Annotated in this window: 11 protein-coding genes; 2 read left to right on the top strand and 9 right to left on the bottom strand. The window is 67.4% G+C overall.

The window, feature by feature from the left end; all coding sequences use genetic code 11:
* Positions 1-2 precede the first annotated feature (2 nt).
* The 4 genes from ACNQPB_RS18115 to ACNQPB_RS18100 all read right to left on the bottom strand — a co-directional run bounded on the left by ACNQPB_RS18115 (position 3) and on the right by ACNQPB_RS18100 (position 6562).
* Positions 3-1814 carry a phospho-sugar mutase gene (locus ACNQPB_RS18115; protein ID WP_498753810.1) on the bottom strand — a complete coding sequence of 604 codons (1812 nt, stop codon included), beginning with the start codon at positions 1812-1814 and terminating at the stop codon, positions 3-5.
* A 99-nt stretch (positions 1815-1913) separates the two neighbouring features.
* Complete coding sequence (locus ACNQPB_RS18110) at positions 1914-3548, bottom strand: glycoside hydrolase family 32 protein (RefSeq protein WP_498753809.1); 1635 nt, start codon at positions 3546-3548, stop codon at positions 1914-1916.
* Between the two features lie 112 nt (positions 3549-3660).
* Positions 3661-5265, bottom strand: a complete 1605-nt coding sequence (locus ACNQPB_RS18105; protein WP_498753808.1) for a glycoside hydrolase family 68 protein — start codon at positions 5263-5265, stop codon at positions 3661-3663.
* A 478-nt stretch (positions 5266-5743) separates the two neighbouring features.
* Positions 5744-6562 (bottom strand): purine-nucleoside phosphorylase, encoded by an 819-nt coding sequence (locus ACNQPB_RS18100; protein WP_426302648.1) that lies wholly within the window; start codon positions 6560-6562, stop codon positions 5744-5746.
* A 138-nt stretch (positions 6563-6700) separates the two neighbouring features.
* On the opposite strand from ACNQPB_RS18100, the gene ACNQPB_RS18095 reads away from it, so the two are divergent.
* A complete protein-coding gene (locus tag ACNQPB_RS18095) occupies positions 6701-8116 on the top strand; it encodes an NAD(P)H-quinone dehydrogenase (RefSeq protein ID WP_498753807.1) in 1416 nt (471 codons plus the stop codon).
* A 113-nt stretch (positions 8117-8229) separates the two neighbouring features.
* Here ACNQPB_RS18095 and ACNQPB_RS18090 read toward each other — a convergent pair whose 3' ends face one another.
* The 5 genes from ACNQPB_RS18090 to ACNQPB_RS18070 form a co-directional block, all read right to left on the bottom strand.
* Positions 8230-8994, bottom strand: a complete 765-nt coding sequence (locus tag ACNQPB_RS18090; protein WP_498753806.1) for an MBL fold metallo-hydrolase — start codon at positions 8992-8994, stop codon at positions 8230-8232.
* Between the two features lie 32 nt (positions 8995-9026).
* A complete protein-coding gene (locus tag ACNQPB_RS18085; RefSeq protein ID WP_498753805.1) occupies positions 9027-9416 on the bottom strand; it encodes a RidA family protein in 390 nt (129 codons plus the stop codon).
* Between the two features lie 120 nt (positions 9417-9536).
* Positions 9537-11090, bottom strand: coding sequence for an FAD-dependent oxidoreductase (locus ACNQPB_RS18080; protein WP_498753804.1), 1554 nt, complete (start codon positions 11088-11090; stop codon positions 9537-9539).
* Complete coding sequence (locus ACNQPB_RS18075) at positions 11087-13321, bottom strand: molybdopterin oxidoreductase family protein (protein WP_498753803.1); 2235 nt, start codon at positions 13319-13321, stop codon at positions 11087-11089. The genes ACNQPB_RS18080 and ACNQPB_RS18075 overlap by 4 nt, the downstream gene beginning before the upstream one ends.
* Position 13322: 1 nt before the next feature.
* Positions 13323-14729 (bottom strand): MFS transporter, encoded by a 1407-nt coding sequence (locus tag ACNQPB_RS18070; protein WP_498753802.1) that lies wholly within the window; start codon positions 14727-14729, stop codon positions 13323-13325.
* A 291-nt stretch (positions 14730-15020) separates the two neighbouring features.
* On the opposite strand from ACNQPB_RS18070, the gene ACNQPB_RS18065 reads away from it, so the two are divergent.
* Complete coding sequence (locus tag ACNQPB_RS18065; RefSeq protein WP_498753801.1) at positions 15021-16421, top strand: MFS transporter; 1401 nt, start codon at positions 15021-15023, stop codon at positions 16419-16421.
* Positions 16422-16581 lie beyond the last annotated feature (160 nt).

The following is a 16581-nucleotide window of genomic DNA, read 5'->3' as shown; positions in this document are numbered from 1 at the left end:
GCCTACAGCCCCAGCGCCTCGCGCACGTCCGCGAGGATCCGGTCCAGCGAGGCCCGTGCTGCGGCACGGGCCTCGGCCAGTTCCGCGGCCGATTCCACGGGGACGATCACTTCCAGGTAGCACTTGAGCTTCGGCTCCGTGCCGCTGGGGCGGATGATGACCCGGCTCTGGTCCCGGGTCAGGTACAGCAGCCCGTCCGTGGGCGGGAGCTGTTCGCTGCCCTCGGAAAGATCCGTGAACTGCTCGACGGCGGAGCCTCCGAATGCCTCGGGCGGGTCGGAGCGCAGGCGGTTCATCATGGCGTCCAGCAGGCCGAGGTCGGCCACCCGGATGCTGAGCTGGTCGCTCGCGTGCAGGCCGTGCAGCAGGTAGAGCTCGTCCAGCGTGTCGAAGATTGTCTGGCCTGCCGCCTTCGCGGCCGCTGCCAGTTCGGCGATCAGCAGGGACGCCGAAATTCCGTCCTTGTCCCGCACCAGCTCCGGGGCGACGCAGTAGCCCAAGGCCTCTTCGTAGCCGTACACCAGGCCGGGAACCCGGGAGATCCACTTGAAGCCGGTGAGGGTCTCCTCATGTGCGGCACCCGCAGCCGCGGCGATCCGGGACAGCAGCCGCGACGACACAATCGAGTTGGCGAACACGCCCGGCGCGCCGCCGTCGGGATCCCCTGCAACAGAGCCCGCAGCGGAACGCGCCACCACGTGCGCACCGAGCAGCGCCCCTACCTCGTCGCCGCGCAGCATCCGCCACGCCCCGCTTTCGGGGTCCCGGGCAGCGACGGCGGCACGGTCGGCGTCGGGGTCGTTGGCAAGCACGATGTCTGCATCCAGCCGTTCGGCGGCGGCCAGTGCGAGGTCCAGCGCACCCGGCTCCTCCGGGTTCGGGAAGCTCACGGTGGGGAAATCGGGGTCCGGTATGGCCTGTTCTTCGACGAGGGTCACATCATGGAACCCGGCGTCCTTGAGCACAGCGACAGCGGTATCGCCGCCCACGCCGTGCATCGGCGTCAGGACGACCCTCAGATCCCGCGCCGGAAAGAGCGCGGGATTGGCAAGGGCGACGACGGCGGCCCGGTAGTCCTCGGAGATCGACTCGGGCAGCACGGTCCAGCCGTCTTCGGCCAGTGCGATCGTGTCCAGGCCGCCCACCGCCTCGATACATTCGGCGATCCGGGCATCGTAGGGCGTCACGATCTGGGCGCCTCGGCCGCTTTCCTCCACGGCCCGCCCGCCCAGGTACACCTTGTAGCCGTTGTCCTGCGGCGGGTTGTGGCTCGCGGTGACCATCACGCCGCCGTCGCAGTCCAGCGCCCGCACGGCGTAGGCGAGCAGGGGAGTGGGCAGGGCCGAAGGCATCAGGAAGGTCTCGATCCCCGCCGCCGTGAAGACGGCCGCCGATTCCGCGGCGAAGATATCGGAATTGTGGCGGGCGTCGTAGCCGACGACGACGCGTGGCCGGGAGCCGGGGGCCTCCGTCGCCGCTGCCGTGTTGGATACGGCGCTATTAGACACCGCATCGTTCAGGAAAGCCGCGAAGCCGGCCGCTGCCCGCCGCACCACCACCCGGTTCATCCGGTTGGGGCCGGGGCCGAGCGCAGCCCGGAGCCCGGCGGTGCCGAACTGCAAGGTGCCGTTGAAACTGTCTTCAAGCTGCTGGCGGGCCAGCGCGGTTCCTTCGGCGGCCTGGTCGGCGAGTTCGTCCAGCGCGGCTGCGGTTACCGGATCAGGATCCTGCCGCGCCCAGACGCGGGCTGCGGAGATCAACTGGCCCAAGGCCGCTTGTTCTGACGATTCAGGGGCGGCATCGCTCGATGTCATAGGAACAAAACTATCTGTATTGCCTTCCCAACTGGCAACGCGGGGTCAGATACGGCCCATCAAACTGTCGAAATGGGTGCGATCCGACCCCGCGTTGGCTCACAGGGACGTGGAGGAGATCCTCAGCGTCGCCTGGCCTCCGCGGCTGAACGCCTGGGTTTCCGTGTCGTCCCACGCCGGGTAGAAGGTGTCCGTGATGGTCACCGTGCCCTCCGGTGTGAAGACCTCCAGGGAGGAGGAATCCAGCAGGATGCGCAGGCGGAGTTTGCCGTCCTTCAGCGGAACCCGGGCCTGGTGGTACGGGCTGAACAGCGGGGAGAAGTTGTCGGTGCCGGCCTCGGAGCGGTCCACCTTCAGGGTGCCGCTTTCACGTTCGTAGGAGATGCGCAGGCCCCGCTTGCCGTCCGCGGAGCCGCGCAGGACCAGCCCCGCTTCCGATGCCCCGCCCGGTTCGATTTCGACGTCGAGAAGCTGGGTCCGGGCGCCGAAACCGTCGCCCAAGGATTCAAAAGAACCGGAGACGGTGAGGTCTTTGCGCCGGACCTCACCGGCCGCCGCCTTGCCGAGGGCCTCGTCGGCCGCGGTGGCGATGCCCGAACGCAGGGCGTAACGGCCGCCGTCGCGCACCAGTTCCAGCTCCCGGGGGACGGCCATGGCTCCGCGCCAGGGCGTGGTGGGCACGTGCTGGGCGTAGTCCCAGTTGCCCATCCAGCCAAGGAGCACGGGCTTGCCGCCGGGGGCGCCGTTGATCGAGTTCGCCGCATAGAAGTCGGCACCGTAGTCCAGCCACTGGTTATCGCTCAGCGGGGCGCCGGGCGGGGCTGCGTTCTCCGCCGTGAACTTCCGGCCGTCGAAATCGCCCACGAAGTACTGCATGCCGGAGCCGCCGGCGATGCCGCCCGGGTTGATGCTCAGCAGCATGACCCACTTCTTTGCGGAGGAACCGGCGACGTCCATCTGCAGCAGTTCGGGGACCTCCCAGAGCCCGCCTTGGGCGCCGACCCCGGAGAAGTCGCTCAGGAACTCCCAGTGCAGCAGGTCGGTGGACTTGAACAGCTTGACCACCTGGGCATCGGCCACCACAGTGGTCATCACCCAGTACTTGCCCGGTTCGTACCAGGTGATCTTGGGGTCGCGGAAGTTCCTGGAGCTCGGGGCAAGGTCCAGCACGGGGTTGCCCTTGTACTTCCGCCAGCTCTTTCCGTGGTTCAGGCTGTACGCGAGGGACTGGGCCTGGACCCCGGCCGGGCGCGCGCCGCCCTTGCCGTAGGCACTGGTGTAAAGGGCCACCATGGGCGGGTTTCCGGCCGTGCCGAGCCCGGAGGCGTTGTGCGTGTCGAGCACGATCGAACCGGAGAAGATCTCCTCGGCCTCGCTCGCTTCCATGGCCACCGGCTGCTGGGTCCAGTGGATGAGGTCGGTGCTGGTGGAGTGGCCCCAAGACATGTTGCCCCACGAATTCCCGTGCGGATTGTGCTGGTAGAACGCGTGGTAGGTGCCGTTTTCGTACACCAGGCCGTTGGGGTCGTTGATCCAGTTCCGTTCCGCGCTCAGGTGGACGGCGGGCCGCCAGGGGTCACTCGCGGACGGCGCCGCGGCGGAAGCGGCAGGCGGGGCGGCCGTCGTCGGGTTTTCCGATGTTGAGGCGGTGCACCCGGCAGTCAGGGCGACGACGACGGCGGCTGCCGCGCAGAGTGCCGGGCGGAAGGTCTTGAGGGGGTTCTGGAAAAGCATGGGGGAAAATCCTGAGGCTTGAAGAAGAGCGGGGACCTCCGTGGGTGGTGGAGGTCCCCGCCGGTGCGGGGCAGACGGTTCGCAACGCCTGCCCCGCGGTTTTGGTTGTGGCCTACTTGTAGAGGCCTTCGCCGCCGACGCGGACGTTGGTGGGCAGGTAACCGAAGGGGCCAAGGCCGTTCTGGCCGAAGCTGCGGTCCACCTGGGTCACGCCGTCCTTGAAGTTGATCTTCACGGTCGGGGAGAGCGAGCCGCCGCGCACGCCGTTGACGTTGTCGATGAACGACTGCACGAGGCCGCCCGGCTGCACGTAGTGCGAGTAGGCCTGGAACTGGCGGCCGTTCTGCTGACCGGAGATGGTGCCGCTCGGGTTGTTAGCCGGCAGGTTCAGGTCAGTAGGGGAGCCAAGCGCGAGGCCCGAGTTGTTCACCGGCTGGAAGTCGGAGCGGATACCGTCGCCGGCGAAGCCGTAAACGCCGTCCGGGCCGCGCATGCCGTCCGCGTAGGTGAACTGGTGCGAGATCGTGAACAGGTAGTACTTGTTCTTGCCGTTCTCGTTCTGGATGAAGATCTGCGGGCGCTCGGTCTGGTCGTTGACGCAGTTGGCGGACAGGATCGGCGGCAGGAACTTCCACTTGGTCAGGTCCTTGTTCTCCGCGACGGCCAGGCCGACGTTGGCGGTCTGGTAGAAGGAACCGGTGGTGGAGTTGACGTGGGCCGCGGTCTCGGCGTGCTGGTCGCCCGGACGGTAGCCCATGTCGGCCTCGGTGCAGCGGTATTCACCGCGGTTGCCGCCGGTGTTGCCTTCGAAGACCATGTAGGTCTTGCCCGGGTGTGCCGGGTCGGTGAAGGTGTACGGGTCGCGGAAGGCGAAGCCCGGGTTCTGGGCCTTGGTCTGGTACATCTTTCCGTCCGGTTCCAGCAGCTTGGTGTGCTGGAAGCCGTCGAAGGTGACGCCGTTCTTGTCGGCGTGGATGTTGCCCAGGGCCTTGGCAATCACGGCGTCCGGGGCGATTCCGCCGCCGCCGGCGTTGCGCTCGGCAACGTCGTAGAACGTGGTGGCGGTGTAGAAGACGTTGACCTTGTCGCCCTGCATGAGGCGGGCCGAACCGGACCATTCGGTGTTGCCGATGGAGGAATTGGGCAGGAACAGGTGTCCGCCGTAGTTCCACTTGTCCTTGCTCGGGTCCGCGTTGGTCTTACGGAAGAAGTAGCCGATCCGGGCGTTCCAGTGGCGCTGGTCGAAGCCGTAGCCGGCGTGGCGGTCGGCCACCAGGGAGAAGATGACGTCCCAGCCCTTGTAGCTGATCTGGTTGGCGTTCTCGTCCGTCAGGGACCAGGTGTCCCAGACCCACACGTCGTCGTTCATGGCCGGGAAGTCCTGCGGGATTTCCGGCATGGAGACGTTGGGGCTCATCGAGTTCTGGCCCGGTGCCACGTTGGGGTTGCTCTGGGCCATGATCTGCCTGGCATCCGCGCGGGTCCACTTGGACGTGAAGTCGGCGGCGGGGTCATAGGCCTTCTGCGTGTGGACCGCGGGCAGCGCGAAGCCGGGGGTCGGTGCCGGCATAGTGCTCGACGGCGGGTCGGACGGGATGTTTGCCTGTGCGGCCGCGGAGGCCAACAGGACCGAGGCGGCGACGCTCGCGGCTGCCGTGACGGCCACGGCAGCCCGCAGGCGGCGGCGGGGCCGCGTGGGGGTTGAGTGAGTGCTCATGCTTTGCTCTTCTCGCGGAGTTGTGTTTCGTGGAAGACGGGCCAAGGGCCCGGGGTCTCAACTCCGGCTCCTCGATGACGGTGATGCCGCCTTCGAGGACGCCATCGTATCGAGTGGCGTTGGCGGCCCGGGGCAGCCAACGCTGGTTTCCGGCAGGGGGTGCCGCCGGAACGTTTTCAACGCTTGCACGTTCCCGGCGGGAGGATCAAGCCCGGTTTCGCCGGCTCCCGTGCCGCCCATCACGGCTGTCTGACAAATATGCGCAAGCGTTTACATTTCTACATCGCGCGCGTGCCACAGCCGCACTTCCGATGCAAGTGTTTCGCATAAATCTGCTTTATTTCGAAGAGTTCATGCGCCGTTAATTGGGGGTCCGTTTGACTTGACGGACCCCCCGGATTCTGCAGGCAGGCGGCCGGTCGGCGTCGGCCCGCAGGCCCCGACCCCCGGGCCCCGACTCCCGGGCCGGTGAGTAGCTCTAGAGCTTCGCGATGATCTCCGCGAGGAGCTTCGAGATCCGTGCACCGGCAGCCTCACCGGCTTCGATGACTTCCTGGTGGCTCAGCGGTACCGGGCTGATGCCTGCGGCCAGGTTGGTGACCAGGGAGATGCCGAAGACCTCCATGCCGGCATGGCGGGCAGCGATCGCTTCGAGAGCGGTGGACATGCCCACCAGGTCCGCGCCGATCCGCTTGGCGTACTGCACCTCGGCGGGAGTTTCGTAGTGCGGTCCGGTGAACTGGGCATAGACCCCTTCGTCCAGGGTGGGATCCACCTCGCGCGCCAGGCCCCGGATGCGGGACGAGTAGAGGTCCGTCAGGTCAACGAAGGTGGCGCCCTCAAGCGGCGAGGTTGCCGTGAGGTTGATGTGGTCGCTGATCAGCACCGGGGTACCGGGGGACCAGGCTTCGTTCAGCCCGCCGCAGCCGTTGGTGACCACCAAGGTCTTGCAGCCGGCAGCGGCCGCGGTGCGCACTCCGTGGACCACGGCGCGTACGCCCTTGCCCTCGTAGTAGTGGGTGCGCGCGCCCAGCACCAACGCCCGCTTGCCCTCCTTGGTCAGCACCGAGCGGATGGTCCCCACATGGCCTTCGACGGCGGGTGCCGAGAAACCGGGCACCTCGGCCGCGGTGAGGGTTGCGGTGGTTTCGCCGATGAGGTCGGCGGCGGCGCCCCAGCCGGAGCCAAGCACCAGCGCTACGTCGTGGTTTTCGACGCCGGTCTCAGCGGCGATGTAGTCCGCGGCGTCCCGGGCAGCTTCGAAGGGATCGGTGTTTAGCAGCTCACTGTTACTCACGGGTACAAGCTACAGGGCGCTTCGCGGTGTTGAACAGCGCAGTATTGAACAGCGAAAGGGGTCCCGCTGGTGAGGCGCAGGCCACTCAGGCGGGGCTTAGTGGCAAGCACCCCCGGCGATACGTAACAATTGTTCTTTGTGACCATGCATCCTGACTTCAGTTCACCCCGTATCGCAATTCTTGGAGGAGGTCCTGGCGGCTACGAAGCCGCCATGGTCGCAGCGGCCCTCGGGGCGCATGTCACCATCATCGAGCGCGCCGGCCTCGGCGGCTCCGCCGTCCTCACCGACGTCGTACCTTCCAAGACCCTGATCGCGACGGCGGACCTCATGACCCGTGTCGGCGAGGCGGGGGAGCTGGGGGTCAAGTTCGCCGTCGACGGCGGCGACGTCGCCCCGCACATGCGCGCGGACCTCGGCCACATCAACGACCGACTCCTGGGCCTGGCCCGCGAACAGTCAGAAGACATCCACGAGGCCCTGGACCAGCTGGGCGTCGAGATCGTCATCGGTTCGGGCAAGCTCGTGGACAACCACACCATCGAGGTCCTCTCCACCGAGGGCACCAGGACCGTCACCGCCGACGCCATCCTGCTGGCCGTCGGCGCCCACCCGCGCGAACTGCCCACCGCCAAGCCGGACGGTGAGCGCATCCTGAACTGGGCGCAGCTGTACAGCCTCGAAGAACTGCCCGAAGAACTGATCGTGGTGGGTTCCGGCGTCACGGGCGCCGAATTCGCGTCCGCCTACAACGGCCTCGGCTCCAAGGTCACCCTGATCTCCAGCCGCGACCAGGTGCTGCCCGGCGAGGACACCGACGCCGCAGCGGTGCTGGAGGACGTCTTCAAGCGCCGCGGGGTGCGCGTCCTCTCGCGTTCCCGGGCGAACGCCGTCGTGCGCACCGAAACCGGGGTGGAGGTCACCCTCGGTGACGGCACCACCGTGACCGGCAGCCACTGCCTGGTCTGCGTCGGCTCCATCCCGAACACGGCCGGGATCGGTCTGGAGGAAGCCGGCGTGGCGCTCTCCGAATCCGGGCACATCAAGGTGGACGGCGTCTCCCGCACCACGGCCCCGAACATCTACGCTGCCGGCGACTGCACGGGCGTGTTCGCCCTGGCCTCCGTGGCCGCGATGCAGGGCCGCATCGCCATCGCGCACTTCCTGGGCGACAGCGTCACCCCCATCAAGCTGCACCAGGTGGCCTCCAACATCTTCACCTCCCCGGAAATCGCCTCCGTGGGCGTCTCCGAGGCGGACCTGGAGTCCGGCAAGTACCAGGGCGACGTCGTCATGCTCTCCCTGCTCAGCAACGCGCGCGCCAAGATGCGCAACACCAAGGACGGCTTCGTCAAGATCATCGCCCGCAAGGGCTCCGGCACCGTGATCGGCGGCGTCGTGGTCGGTCCCAACGCCTCCGAGCTGATCTTCCCGATTTCCGTGGCCGTCACCCAGAAGCTGCACGTCGACGACCTCGCCAGCACCTTCACCGTCTACCCGTCCCTGACCGGGTCCATCTCGGAAGCCGCGCGCCGCCTGCACGTGCACATGTAGTTTCCGGACGCGCCCGTCGTTTTTCGACGCGCTTCTTTCTTGGCGCGCACGGAATTCCGGCGTCGTGGGACACGTTCCGTGGCGCCAGGGAACTTGCGCGTCGAAAGGCGGTGTCAGGGCTGGGTTCCTGCTCGGCCGCGCAGTTCCGCCAGGGCCTCGGCCAGCGGCATGCGCAGGGCGGGGCCGTGGCCCGGCAGGATCACGGAGGCACCGACGCCGTCGAGCTGGTGTGTCGCGGCCAGGGCAGCAGCCGGGGCCGAGTGGTACATCCGGTCCAGCATCTGGGGCCCGGAGCTCCGGCTGATCGGGTGGCCGGTGACAAACGAGTCACCAACGGCGATGGCCCCCGCTGCCGGGAGCAGGATCGCGGCGTTGCCCGGCGTGTGGCCCGGGAGCAGGATCGCCTCGGGGCTCCCCGGAAGGCTGCGGAGCCTGGCGACGTCCCACGCTTCGGCCAGGGTGGCGGGCTTCGCCTTTAGCGCGCCGGCCTTGATGGCGTGCAGCATCCACCGGAAGACGGCCGGACGCCACGCGCGCACGAGCACCTGAGCCAACGTGACCTGGTGCTTTTCCCTGCCCTGGACATGCCCCAGTTCTTCCGGTGCGCACAGGACGGGCGTGCCGAAAGTGCGTGAAAAGTACTCAGCGGAGCCGGTGTGGTCCACGTGCCCGTGCGTGATGAGCAGAGCCTTCGCCTCCGACGGATCCAGGCCCAGCCCGCGGATGGAGCCAAGGACCAGATCGCGGTCGGCAGGATAGCCGCTGTCGATCAGCATGAAACCGGTGTGGTCCCGGACCACAATCCAGTTCGAGGCCGGGCCTTCGACGAAAAAGACACCTGGCGCAGTCTCATGGACGCGGGAGGGAAGCTCGGGCATTTGCCCATCGTAGCTGGGTCCTAACTCAGGGTTCATGCTTGATTCCCAAGGGCCACGACGGCGTCAATTTGCACCTTGGCCCCGAGCGGAAGGGCTGCTACTTGGAGTGTCGTGCGGGCAGGGAAAGGCTCAGACAAATACTTGGCATAGACGGTGTTGATGGCGTCAAAGTCCTCGTAGTCCGTCAAATAGATCGTCGTCCGTAAAATCTCTGAAAGGTCCAAGCCAAGCTCTGAAAGAAGCGTGGCCAGGTTGTCCATCATTGCCGCACATTGCTCTGCGACGTCGCTGGAGACCAGGCTTCCGTCATCCGGGCGCTGGCCGATAATGCCGGCGGTGAAGCCGGCGCCATTATGCTCCACAAAATGCGAAAAGGGGGCCGAAGACTGGTAAAGGGCGCGGCTAAAACGATGAGTTGGCATTTGAACAGTGTGGCGTTAACTCAATCAATTGCCCACCGTTTGCCATTTCGGGCCGGAATTATGGCGTGAAAGCGACCCATAATGGCAAACGGCCGGCAGCAAGCGGAGGAGCGAGCGCCCCTACGCCGCTACGGCCCCTTGGAAGTGTTTTTCGATGATCGCCTTGATGTCGTCGTGGCAGCCGCCGCAGCCGGTGCCGGCCCGGGTGGCCTTGGAGACCTCGGGCACGGAGGCGCAGCCGGAGGCCACGGACTCCTCGATGGCGGCACCGCTGACACCGGCGCAGCGGCACACCGTGCGCGCCGGGTCGTTGTTCGCACCGGCGGGCTGGTCCGTCCCGTCCAGGCGCAGGAGCAGGGAACGGTCCGCCGAGAGCTCGGAGCCTCGCTCGAACAGGACCACCAGCTCGGCGGCGGTGCGGGGCATTCCCACGGAGACCAGGCCCTGCAGGACCCCGCCGCGGGTGGTCATCTTGACGTAGCGGCCGTGCCCGGGGTCCGCCCACTGAGCCACCTCGCGGTGTTGAAGACCGTCCGGCGAAGGGCACAGGATGTCGTCCCACGGTTCGGCCGAGTTGTCGCCCGCGACGGCCAGGTTGATGCCGCGCGCCTTTAGCACCACGACGCCGGGCTGTTCCTTCGCCAGCGGCGGCAGGCTGTCCGCGGCCTGCTGGCCGTCCTCGGCGAGGGTTTCCAGGTAGGCGGCCAGCCATTCGGCCTGCCGCCAGCCGGGACCGACCAGGCCCGACGGCGCCGTGGCGCCTTTGCAGTCGGGGCAGGATTTGTCCGCGCAGCGCACTTCGGCGCAGTCACCGATGGCGAACATGTGCGGTTCGTGGTGGGTGCGCAGCCGGTGGTCGACGAGGATGCCGGCGGCAACGGGCAGGCCGCAACCCTCGGCGAGTTCGATGCGGGGACGCACGCCGCAGGAAAGCAGGAGGAGGTCGCCCTCAACCCGGGATCCGTCGTCGAGCAGCAGTGCGGAGAAAGTGCCGTCCGGGCCGTTGTGTTCCACCGCGGTGGACACCGCGTTACTGACAACGGAGACGCCGGCCGAGCGCAGCGCGGCGTTCAGGACAGCCCCGCCGCCGCGGTCGATGTTCCGCCCCATGGGGTGCGGTCCACTGTGCACCACCGTGGTCTGCGCGCCCTCCTCGGCCGCGGCCAGGGCGGTTTCCAGGCCCAGAACGCCGCCGCCCAGCACCACCACGCGCTGGCGGGCGGTCACGGCGCGGCGCAACATCCCGGCGTCGCTCAGGTCGCGCAGTGCGGTGACACCGGAGGGCAGCACGGGGTGCGCGGGGTCGGGGTTGATGCCGGTGAGGTTGGGGATCACCGGCCGGGCGCCGGTGGCGAAGACCAGGCGTTCGTAGCCTTCAGCGGTCCCGTCGGAGAGCACCAGCCGCTGCCGGGCCCGGTCCACCCGCTTGACGGTGACGCCAAGGCGGACGTCCACGCCTTCGGCGATGAGCTCGGCGGCATCGGCCATGGCGAGCGCTTCGGCGGTACTGCGGCCGACGCCGAACTCGGCAACCATCACGCGGTTGTACGCCGCTTCGGCCTCCTGGCCGAGGACCATCAGGCTCACGCTGCCGCGGCGCACCGCCGGGAGGAGACCCTCCACCAGGCGGGCTGCCACGGGCCCGAAACCGACGACGACGATGCGCTCGCTCATGATTCCTCCTTGCGGTGCGACGACAAAGCTGCTGCGGCCATGGCGGGTTCCGCTGTAAGGGCCTTCACCCACACCCGGCTGGTCTTGAATTCCGGCATGCCGGAGATGGGATCGGTGGCCGCCTCGGTGAGCCGGTTGGCGCTGCCGGCTCCGGGGAAATGGAAGGGCAGGAACACCGTGTCAGGCCGGATTGCGGTGTTCACCTCGGCCCGGACCTGGACTTCGCCGCGCTCGTTGCTGACGGTCACCAGGCCGCCGTCCACGATGCCGCGGCGGGCCGCCGTTTCCGGGTGCAGCTGAAGGCGGGCCTCCGGCTGGGACGCGGAAAGTTCGGCCACCCGGCGGGTCTGTGCCCCGGACTGGTAGTGCTCCAGCAGCCGGCCGGTGGCCAGGGCCAGGGAATCTCCCGGGAAGCTGCGCTGGGCGCGCCGGGAGGGGGTGACCGCCACCATGGCGGCGCGGCCGTCGGCGTGTGCGAAACCTTCGGCGAAAAGCCGCGGGGTTCCCGTGCTGCCCATGGGGTACGGCCAGTAGGCGGCCTCGCCGGCGTCGAGCATGTCGTAGTCGATGCCGGAATAGTCGGCCAGCCCCCCGGCCGAGGCGAGGCGCAGTTCCTCGAAGACGGTACGGGGGTCCTCACTGAAGGTGGAGGGCGCGTCAAGCAGTTCGGCGAGCTTGGACATCAGCCACAGTTCGGTGCGGACCCCCGGGGGAGGGGTAAGCGCCCGGCGGCGCCGGATGACGCGGCCTTCGAGGTTGGTCATGGTGCCTTCCTCTTCGGCCCACTGGGCCACGGGGAGCACCAGGTCCGCCTCGGCGGCGGTCTCGGACATGAAGAAGTCGCAGACCACCAGGAAGTCCAGGCTGCGCAGTCCCGCGATCACGGCGCCGGCGTCAGGGGCGGACACCGCCACGTTGGCGCCGTGCACGAAAAGGCAGCGGACGCCGTCGGGCTGTCCCAGGGACTTCAGGAATTCGACGGCGGGCAGCCCGGCGCCGGGGATCAGGGCCTCGTCCACACCCCAGACCTTCGCCATGTGGGCGCGGGCCGCTGGGTCGGTGATCTTGCGGTAACCGGGAAGCTGGTCTGCCTTTTGGCCGTGCTCGCGGCCGCCCTGGCCGTTGCCCTGGCCGGTGAGGGTGCCATAGCCGCTGCGTGCGGAGCCGGGCAGGCCCAGCAGCAGGCTCAGGTTGATCGCGGCGGTGGCGGTGTCGGTGCCGTCCACGTGCTGCTCGACGCCGCGGCCGCTGAGGATGTAGCAACCGCCGCGGCCCTCGTCCTTGGCGAGGCGTGTGCTCCTGGCCAGGCGGCGCGCGGTTTCACGGATCAGGGTGGCCGGGACGCCGGTGATGGACTGTACGCGCTCGGGCCAGAACGCGGCGAGGCTGCGCTGCACGGCCTTGTGGCCGTTGGTGCGTTCCTCGAGGAAGGCGGTGTCGGCGAGGCCTTCGTGGACCACCACGTGGGAGATGCCCAGGATGAGGGCGAGGTCCGTGCCGGGCAGGGGCTGCAGGTGGATGCCACCGCCGTTGCCGGTGAACGCGGCGGTGGCGGAGCGGCGCGGATCCACCACGATCAGCCCGCCGGCGTCGCGCGCTCCCTGCAGGTGCTGGACGAACGGCGGCATGGTTTCGGCCACGTTCGACCCCAGCAGCAGGATCACGGAGGCGGAGTCGAGGTCTTCCACGGGGAAGGGCAGGCCGCGGTCCACGCCGAAGGCCCGGTTTCCGGCCGCCGCAGCGGAGGACATGCAGAAACGGCCGTTGTAGTCGATGCGGGAGGTGCGCAGCGCCAGCCGGGCGAACTTGCCCAACTGGTAGGCCTTCTCGTTGGTGAGCCCGCCGCTGCCGAACACCCCCACGGAGTCGTGCCCGTGGCGTGCCCAGCTGTCCCGGACCGCGCCCGCGACGAGCATCAGGGCCTGCTCCCAGCTGACCGGCTGGAAGACGCCGTCGGAGCCCTTAAGCAGCGGCTCGGTGATCCGGCCCGCATGACCCAGGAGTGACGCAGAGGTCCAGCCCTTGCGGCACAGCCCGCCCCGGTTGGTGGGGAACTCGCGGCCAGCCACCTCAAGGAGGGGAGCTGTGTTCTGCTGCAGGGCAGCCCTTGCGCTGTCCGACGTCGGAGCGTCCGCGGCCGGGAACCCCGCCCCCGGCACGGCGGCCGGGGACAGGGTCATGGCGCACTGGAGAGCGCAGTACGGGCAGTGGGTGGCGGTGCCGGAGGGCATGTTAGATGTGTCCCATCGAGGTGTTCTTTGCCTTGCGGAGGTAGCAGGTCCAGCAGACAGCGAGCATCAGCACGTAGGCGCCCACGAAACCGTAGAAGGCCGGGGTGTAGGAGCCGGACGCTGTGTTGGAGGCGTTGAGCACCTGCGGGATCACGAAGCCGCCGTAGGCGCCGATCGCGGAGATCAGCCCGAGCGAGGAGGACGCGAGGCGCTGGGTGGCCGCGGGGGCGGCGCCGTTGCGTGCTGCGCGGCTGGAGGTCGCGAAGATGATCGGAATCATGCGGTAGGTTGCGCCGTTGCCGAAGCCGCTGGCGGTGAAGAGCAGCAGGAACAGCACCAGGAAGAGCCAGAAGTTCTTCAGCGGCAGTGTCGCGACCATCGTGAGGGTAATGACGGCCATGGCGGCGAAGGAGGTGACGGTCATCCGGGCACCGCCGCGGCGGTCTGCCATGCGTCCGCCGTAGGGGCGGGCCAGGGAACCGACCAGCGGGCCGAGGAAGGCCAGGGACAGCGCGACGGCGCCGACATGGATGGCGGAGAAGTCCGGGAAGTAGTCCTTGATGAGCTTGGGGAAGACGCCGGAGAAGCCGATGAAGGAGCCGAAGGTGCCGATGTAGAGGAAGGCCATGATCCACAGGTGCGGTTCCTTCAGGGCGGCGATGGAACCGGCCACGTCACCCTTGGCGCTGGTGAGGTTGTTCATGTACTTCCAGGCGCCGAAGGCGGCCAGCAGGATGAACGGCACCCAGATCAGGCCGGCGGCGGGCAGGTTGACGGTGCCCGCGGCGAGCAGCGTCACCGCGATCGGGACCACCAGCTGTGCGACGGCGGCACCCATGTTTCCGCCGGCGGCGTTCAGGCCCAGCGCCCAGCCCTTTTCGCGGGCGGGGTAGAAGAAGGTGATGTTCGCCATGGAGCTGGCGAAGTTGCCGCCGCCGAAGCCGGCGACGGCCGCCACGGCGAGCATCACGCCGAACGGCGTCTGCGGGTTGGAAACGCACATGGCCAGGCCGATCGAAGGGATCAGCAGGAGCAGCGCGGAGATGATGGTCCAGTTGCGGCCGCCGAATCTCGGAACCATGAAGGTGTACGGGATGCGGAGGGTCGCTCCGACCAGGCTCGGCATCGAGATGAGCCAGAAGATCTCGGAGGTGCCGAGCTTGAATCCCGCGCCGGGAAGCTGCACCACCACGATCGACCACAACTGCCACACCACGAAGCCCAGGAACTCGGCGAAGATGGACCAGTAGAGGTTGCGCTTGGCGATGGAACGGCCTTCGGCCTCCCACTGTCCATTGTTCTCGGCATCCCATTTGGCGATCCAGCGGCCGGGACGATGTTCAAGGACGGGTATTTCAAGCTTGGCGGCCTCTTTGCCTTGGATCAGTGCGCTTTGTTCGACAGTCAATGGATGCCTCCTTGGTGGGGACTAGGTACTTCCAAGGTAGGAACGGCTCGTTTCGGCGACCGGCGCTCTGTGTAAACGTGCTGTGACATTTGCCTATCCGGGGGTGTCGGAACCACGTGAGAAGCCGTGAAGGCTAGTGTGGCCCTGACCCACACAGTGATACGTTTCCGGAAGTCCGCATTCCGGACGGAATGTCCAAAGTGTGGATAGCGGGAACTATTATTGAAGTCTCAATAAAACTTGCCGGGCAGGCCGCAGGCGCCGGACCGGTGCGAACGAAAGCAACGGTGAATGTCTTCCATAGCTGAACCCAAGGAAAGCGAGTCGGCCTCCGCCAATACGAAGGGCCGGGTCATCTTCTCCAGCCTGATCGGCACCACGATCGAGTTCTTCGACTTTTACGCCTACGCCACCGCGTCGGTCCTCGTGTTCCCCAAGCTGTTCTTCCCCAACGCCACGGACATCAACGCCATCCTGAGCTCTTTCGCGATTTTCGGCGTCGCGTTCATCGCCCGCCCGGTGGGCTCGATCTTGTTCGGCCACTTCGGCGACCGCCTCGGACGCAAGGGCACCCTGGTGGCGTCCCTGCTCACCATGGGCGTGGCCACCTTCCTCATCGGCCTTCTTCCGCCGGCGACGACGGCGGGCTGGGTCGTGCTCGCCCCGCTCCTGCTCGTTGTGCTGCGTTTCTGCCAGGGCCTCGCGCTTGGCGGTGAATGGTCCGGTGCCGCGCTGCTGGCCACCGAGAACGCCCCCGAAGGCAAGCGGGCCATCTGGGGCACCTTCCCGCAGCTGGGCGCTCCGATCGGCTTCATCCTGGCCAACGTGCTCTTCGTTGTCCTGGACCTCTACCTGGACGACAAGCAGTTCATGGACTTCGGCTGGCGCATCCCGTTCCTTGCCAGCATCATAATGGTGGCCATCGGCCTGTACGTGCGCCTCAAGCTCGTCGAAAGCACCTCGTTCCAGAAGGTCGTCGAATCGGAGCAGGTGGCCAAGGTTCCGCTGGCTGCCACGTTCAAGTACCACTGGCGCGCAGTGATCGCAGGCACCTTCATCATGCTGGCCACCTACGTACTCTTCTACCTGACCACCAGCTTCACGCTTACTTACGGCACCGCCCCGGCCAGTGCCGAGGTGGCCCGTGCGGCCGCCGTGAAGGCCGGCAAGACCTTCAACGAAACCGCCTTCGTACCGGGCCTGGGCATCGAACGCGGTGAGTTCCTCTGGATGCTGATCCTTGGCGTGGTGTTCTTTGGCATCTTTACCGTGGTCTCCGGGCCCCTGGCCGAGAAGTACGGCCGCCGCAAGTTCCTGATCTGGGTCACCCTGGGCATCCTGGCCTTCGGAGTCACCTGGGGCCTGATGTTCGGTCCCGGCAAGGGCGCGGCCCTGGTTGGCCTCATTGTCGGCTTCGCGCTCATGGGCCTGACCTTCGGTCCGATGGCCGCCATCCTGCCCGAACTGTTCCCGGCGAACGTGCGCTACACCGGCTCGGCCGTGGCCTACAACCTGTCCTCGGTTATCGGTGCGGCGCCCGCCTCCTTCGTGGCGATTGCCCTGTGGCAGGCCGGCAAGGGCAGCACGGTGTGGGTCGGGATCTACCTGGCCATCGCTGCAGTGTGCACCCTGGTTGCCCTGGTGATGACCAAGGAAACCAAGGACCGCGAGTTCGAAGACAACATCGCCTGAGCCTGCGCTAGTAAGCCTTCCGGCAACGCAAAAGCGGCCCCGCACCATTGGCGGGTTCTAACGGTCGTTGCAACACCCAGATCTTTTGGGAGTTGCAACGACCGTGTCGTCTCTAAGGTCAAAATCAGATTCTCCCTTGAGGAAAGAATCGGGTTCCCCA

It is taken from the genome of Curtobacterium sp. LFS079 (assembly GCF_047977865.1).
Classification (GTDB): domain Bacteria; phylum Actinomycetota; class Actinomycetes; order Actinomycetales; family Micrococcaceae; genus Arthrobacter.
This window is presented reverse-complemented; position numbering and strand designations above follow the sequence as displayed.

Excerpts from the sequence above, each read along its gene's own strand:
- ACNQPB_RS18115 (WP_498753810.1), bottom strand. The coding sequence starts at position 1,814 with ATGACATCGAGCGATGCCGCCCCTGAATCGTCAGAACAAGCGGCCTTG.
- ACNQPB_RS18110 (WP_498753809.1), bottom strand. The coding sequence starts at position 3,548 with ATGCTTTTCCAGAACCCCCTCAAGACCTTCCGCCCGGCACTCTGCGCG.
- ACNQPB_RS18105 (WP_498753808.1), bottom strand. The coding sequence starts at position 5,265 with ATGAGCACTCACTCAACCCCCACGCGGCCCCGCCGCCGCCTGCGGGCT.
- ACNQPB_RS18090 (WP_498753806.1), bottom strand. The coding sequence starts at position 8,994 with ATGCCCGAGCTTCCCTCCCGCGTCCATGAGACTGCGCCAGGTGTCTTT.
- ACNQPB_RS18085 (WP_498753805.1), bottom strand. The coding sequence starts at position 9,416 with ATGCCAACTCATCGTTTTAGCCGCGCCCTTTACCAGTCTTCGGCCCCC.
- ACNQPB_RS18080 (WP_498753804.1), bottom strand. The coding sequence starts at position 11,090 with ATGAGCGAGCGCATCGTCGTCGTCGGTTTCGGGCCCGTGGCAGCCCGC.
- ACNQPB_RS18075 (WP_498753803.1), bottom strand. The coding sequence starts at position 13,321 with ATGCCCTCCGGCACCGCCACCCACTGCCCGTACTGCGCTCTCCAGTGC.
- ACNQPB_RS18065 (WP_498753801.1), top strand. The coding sequence starts at position 15,021 with ATGTCTTCCATAGCTGAACCCAAGGAAAGCGAGTCGGCCTCCGCCAAT.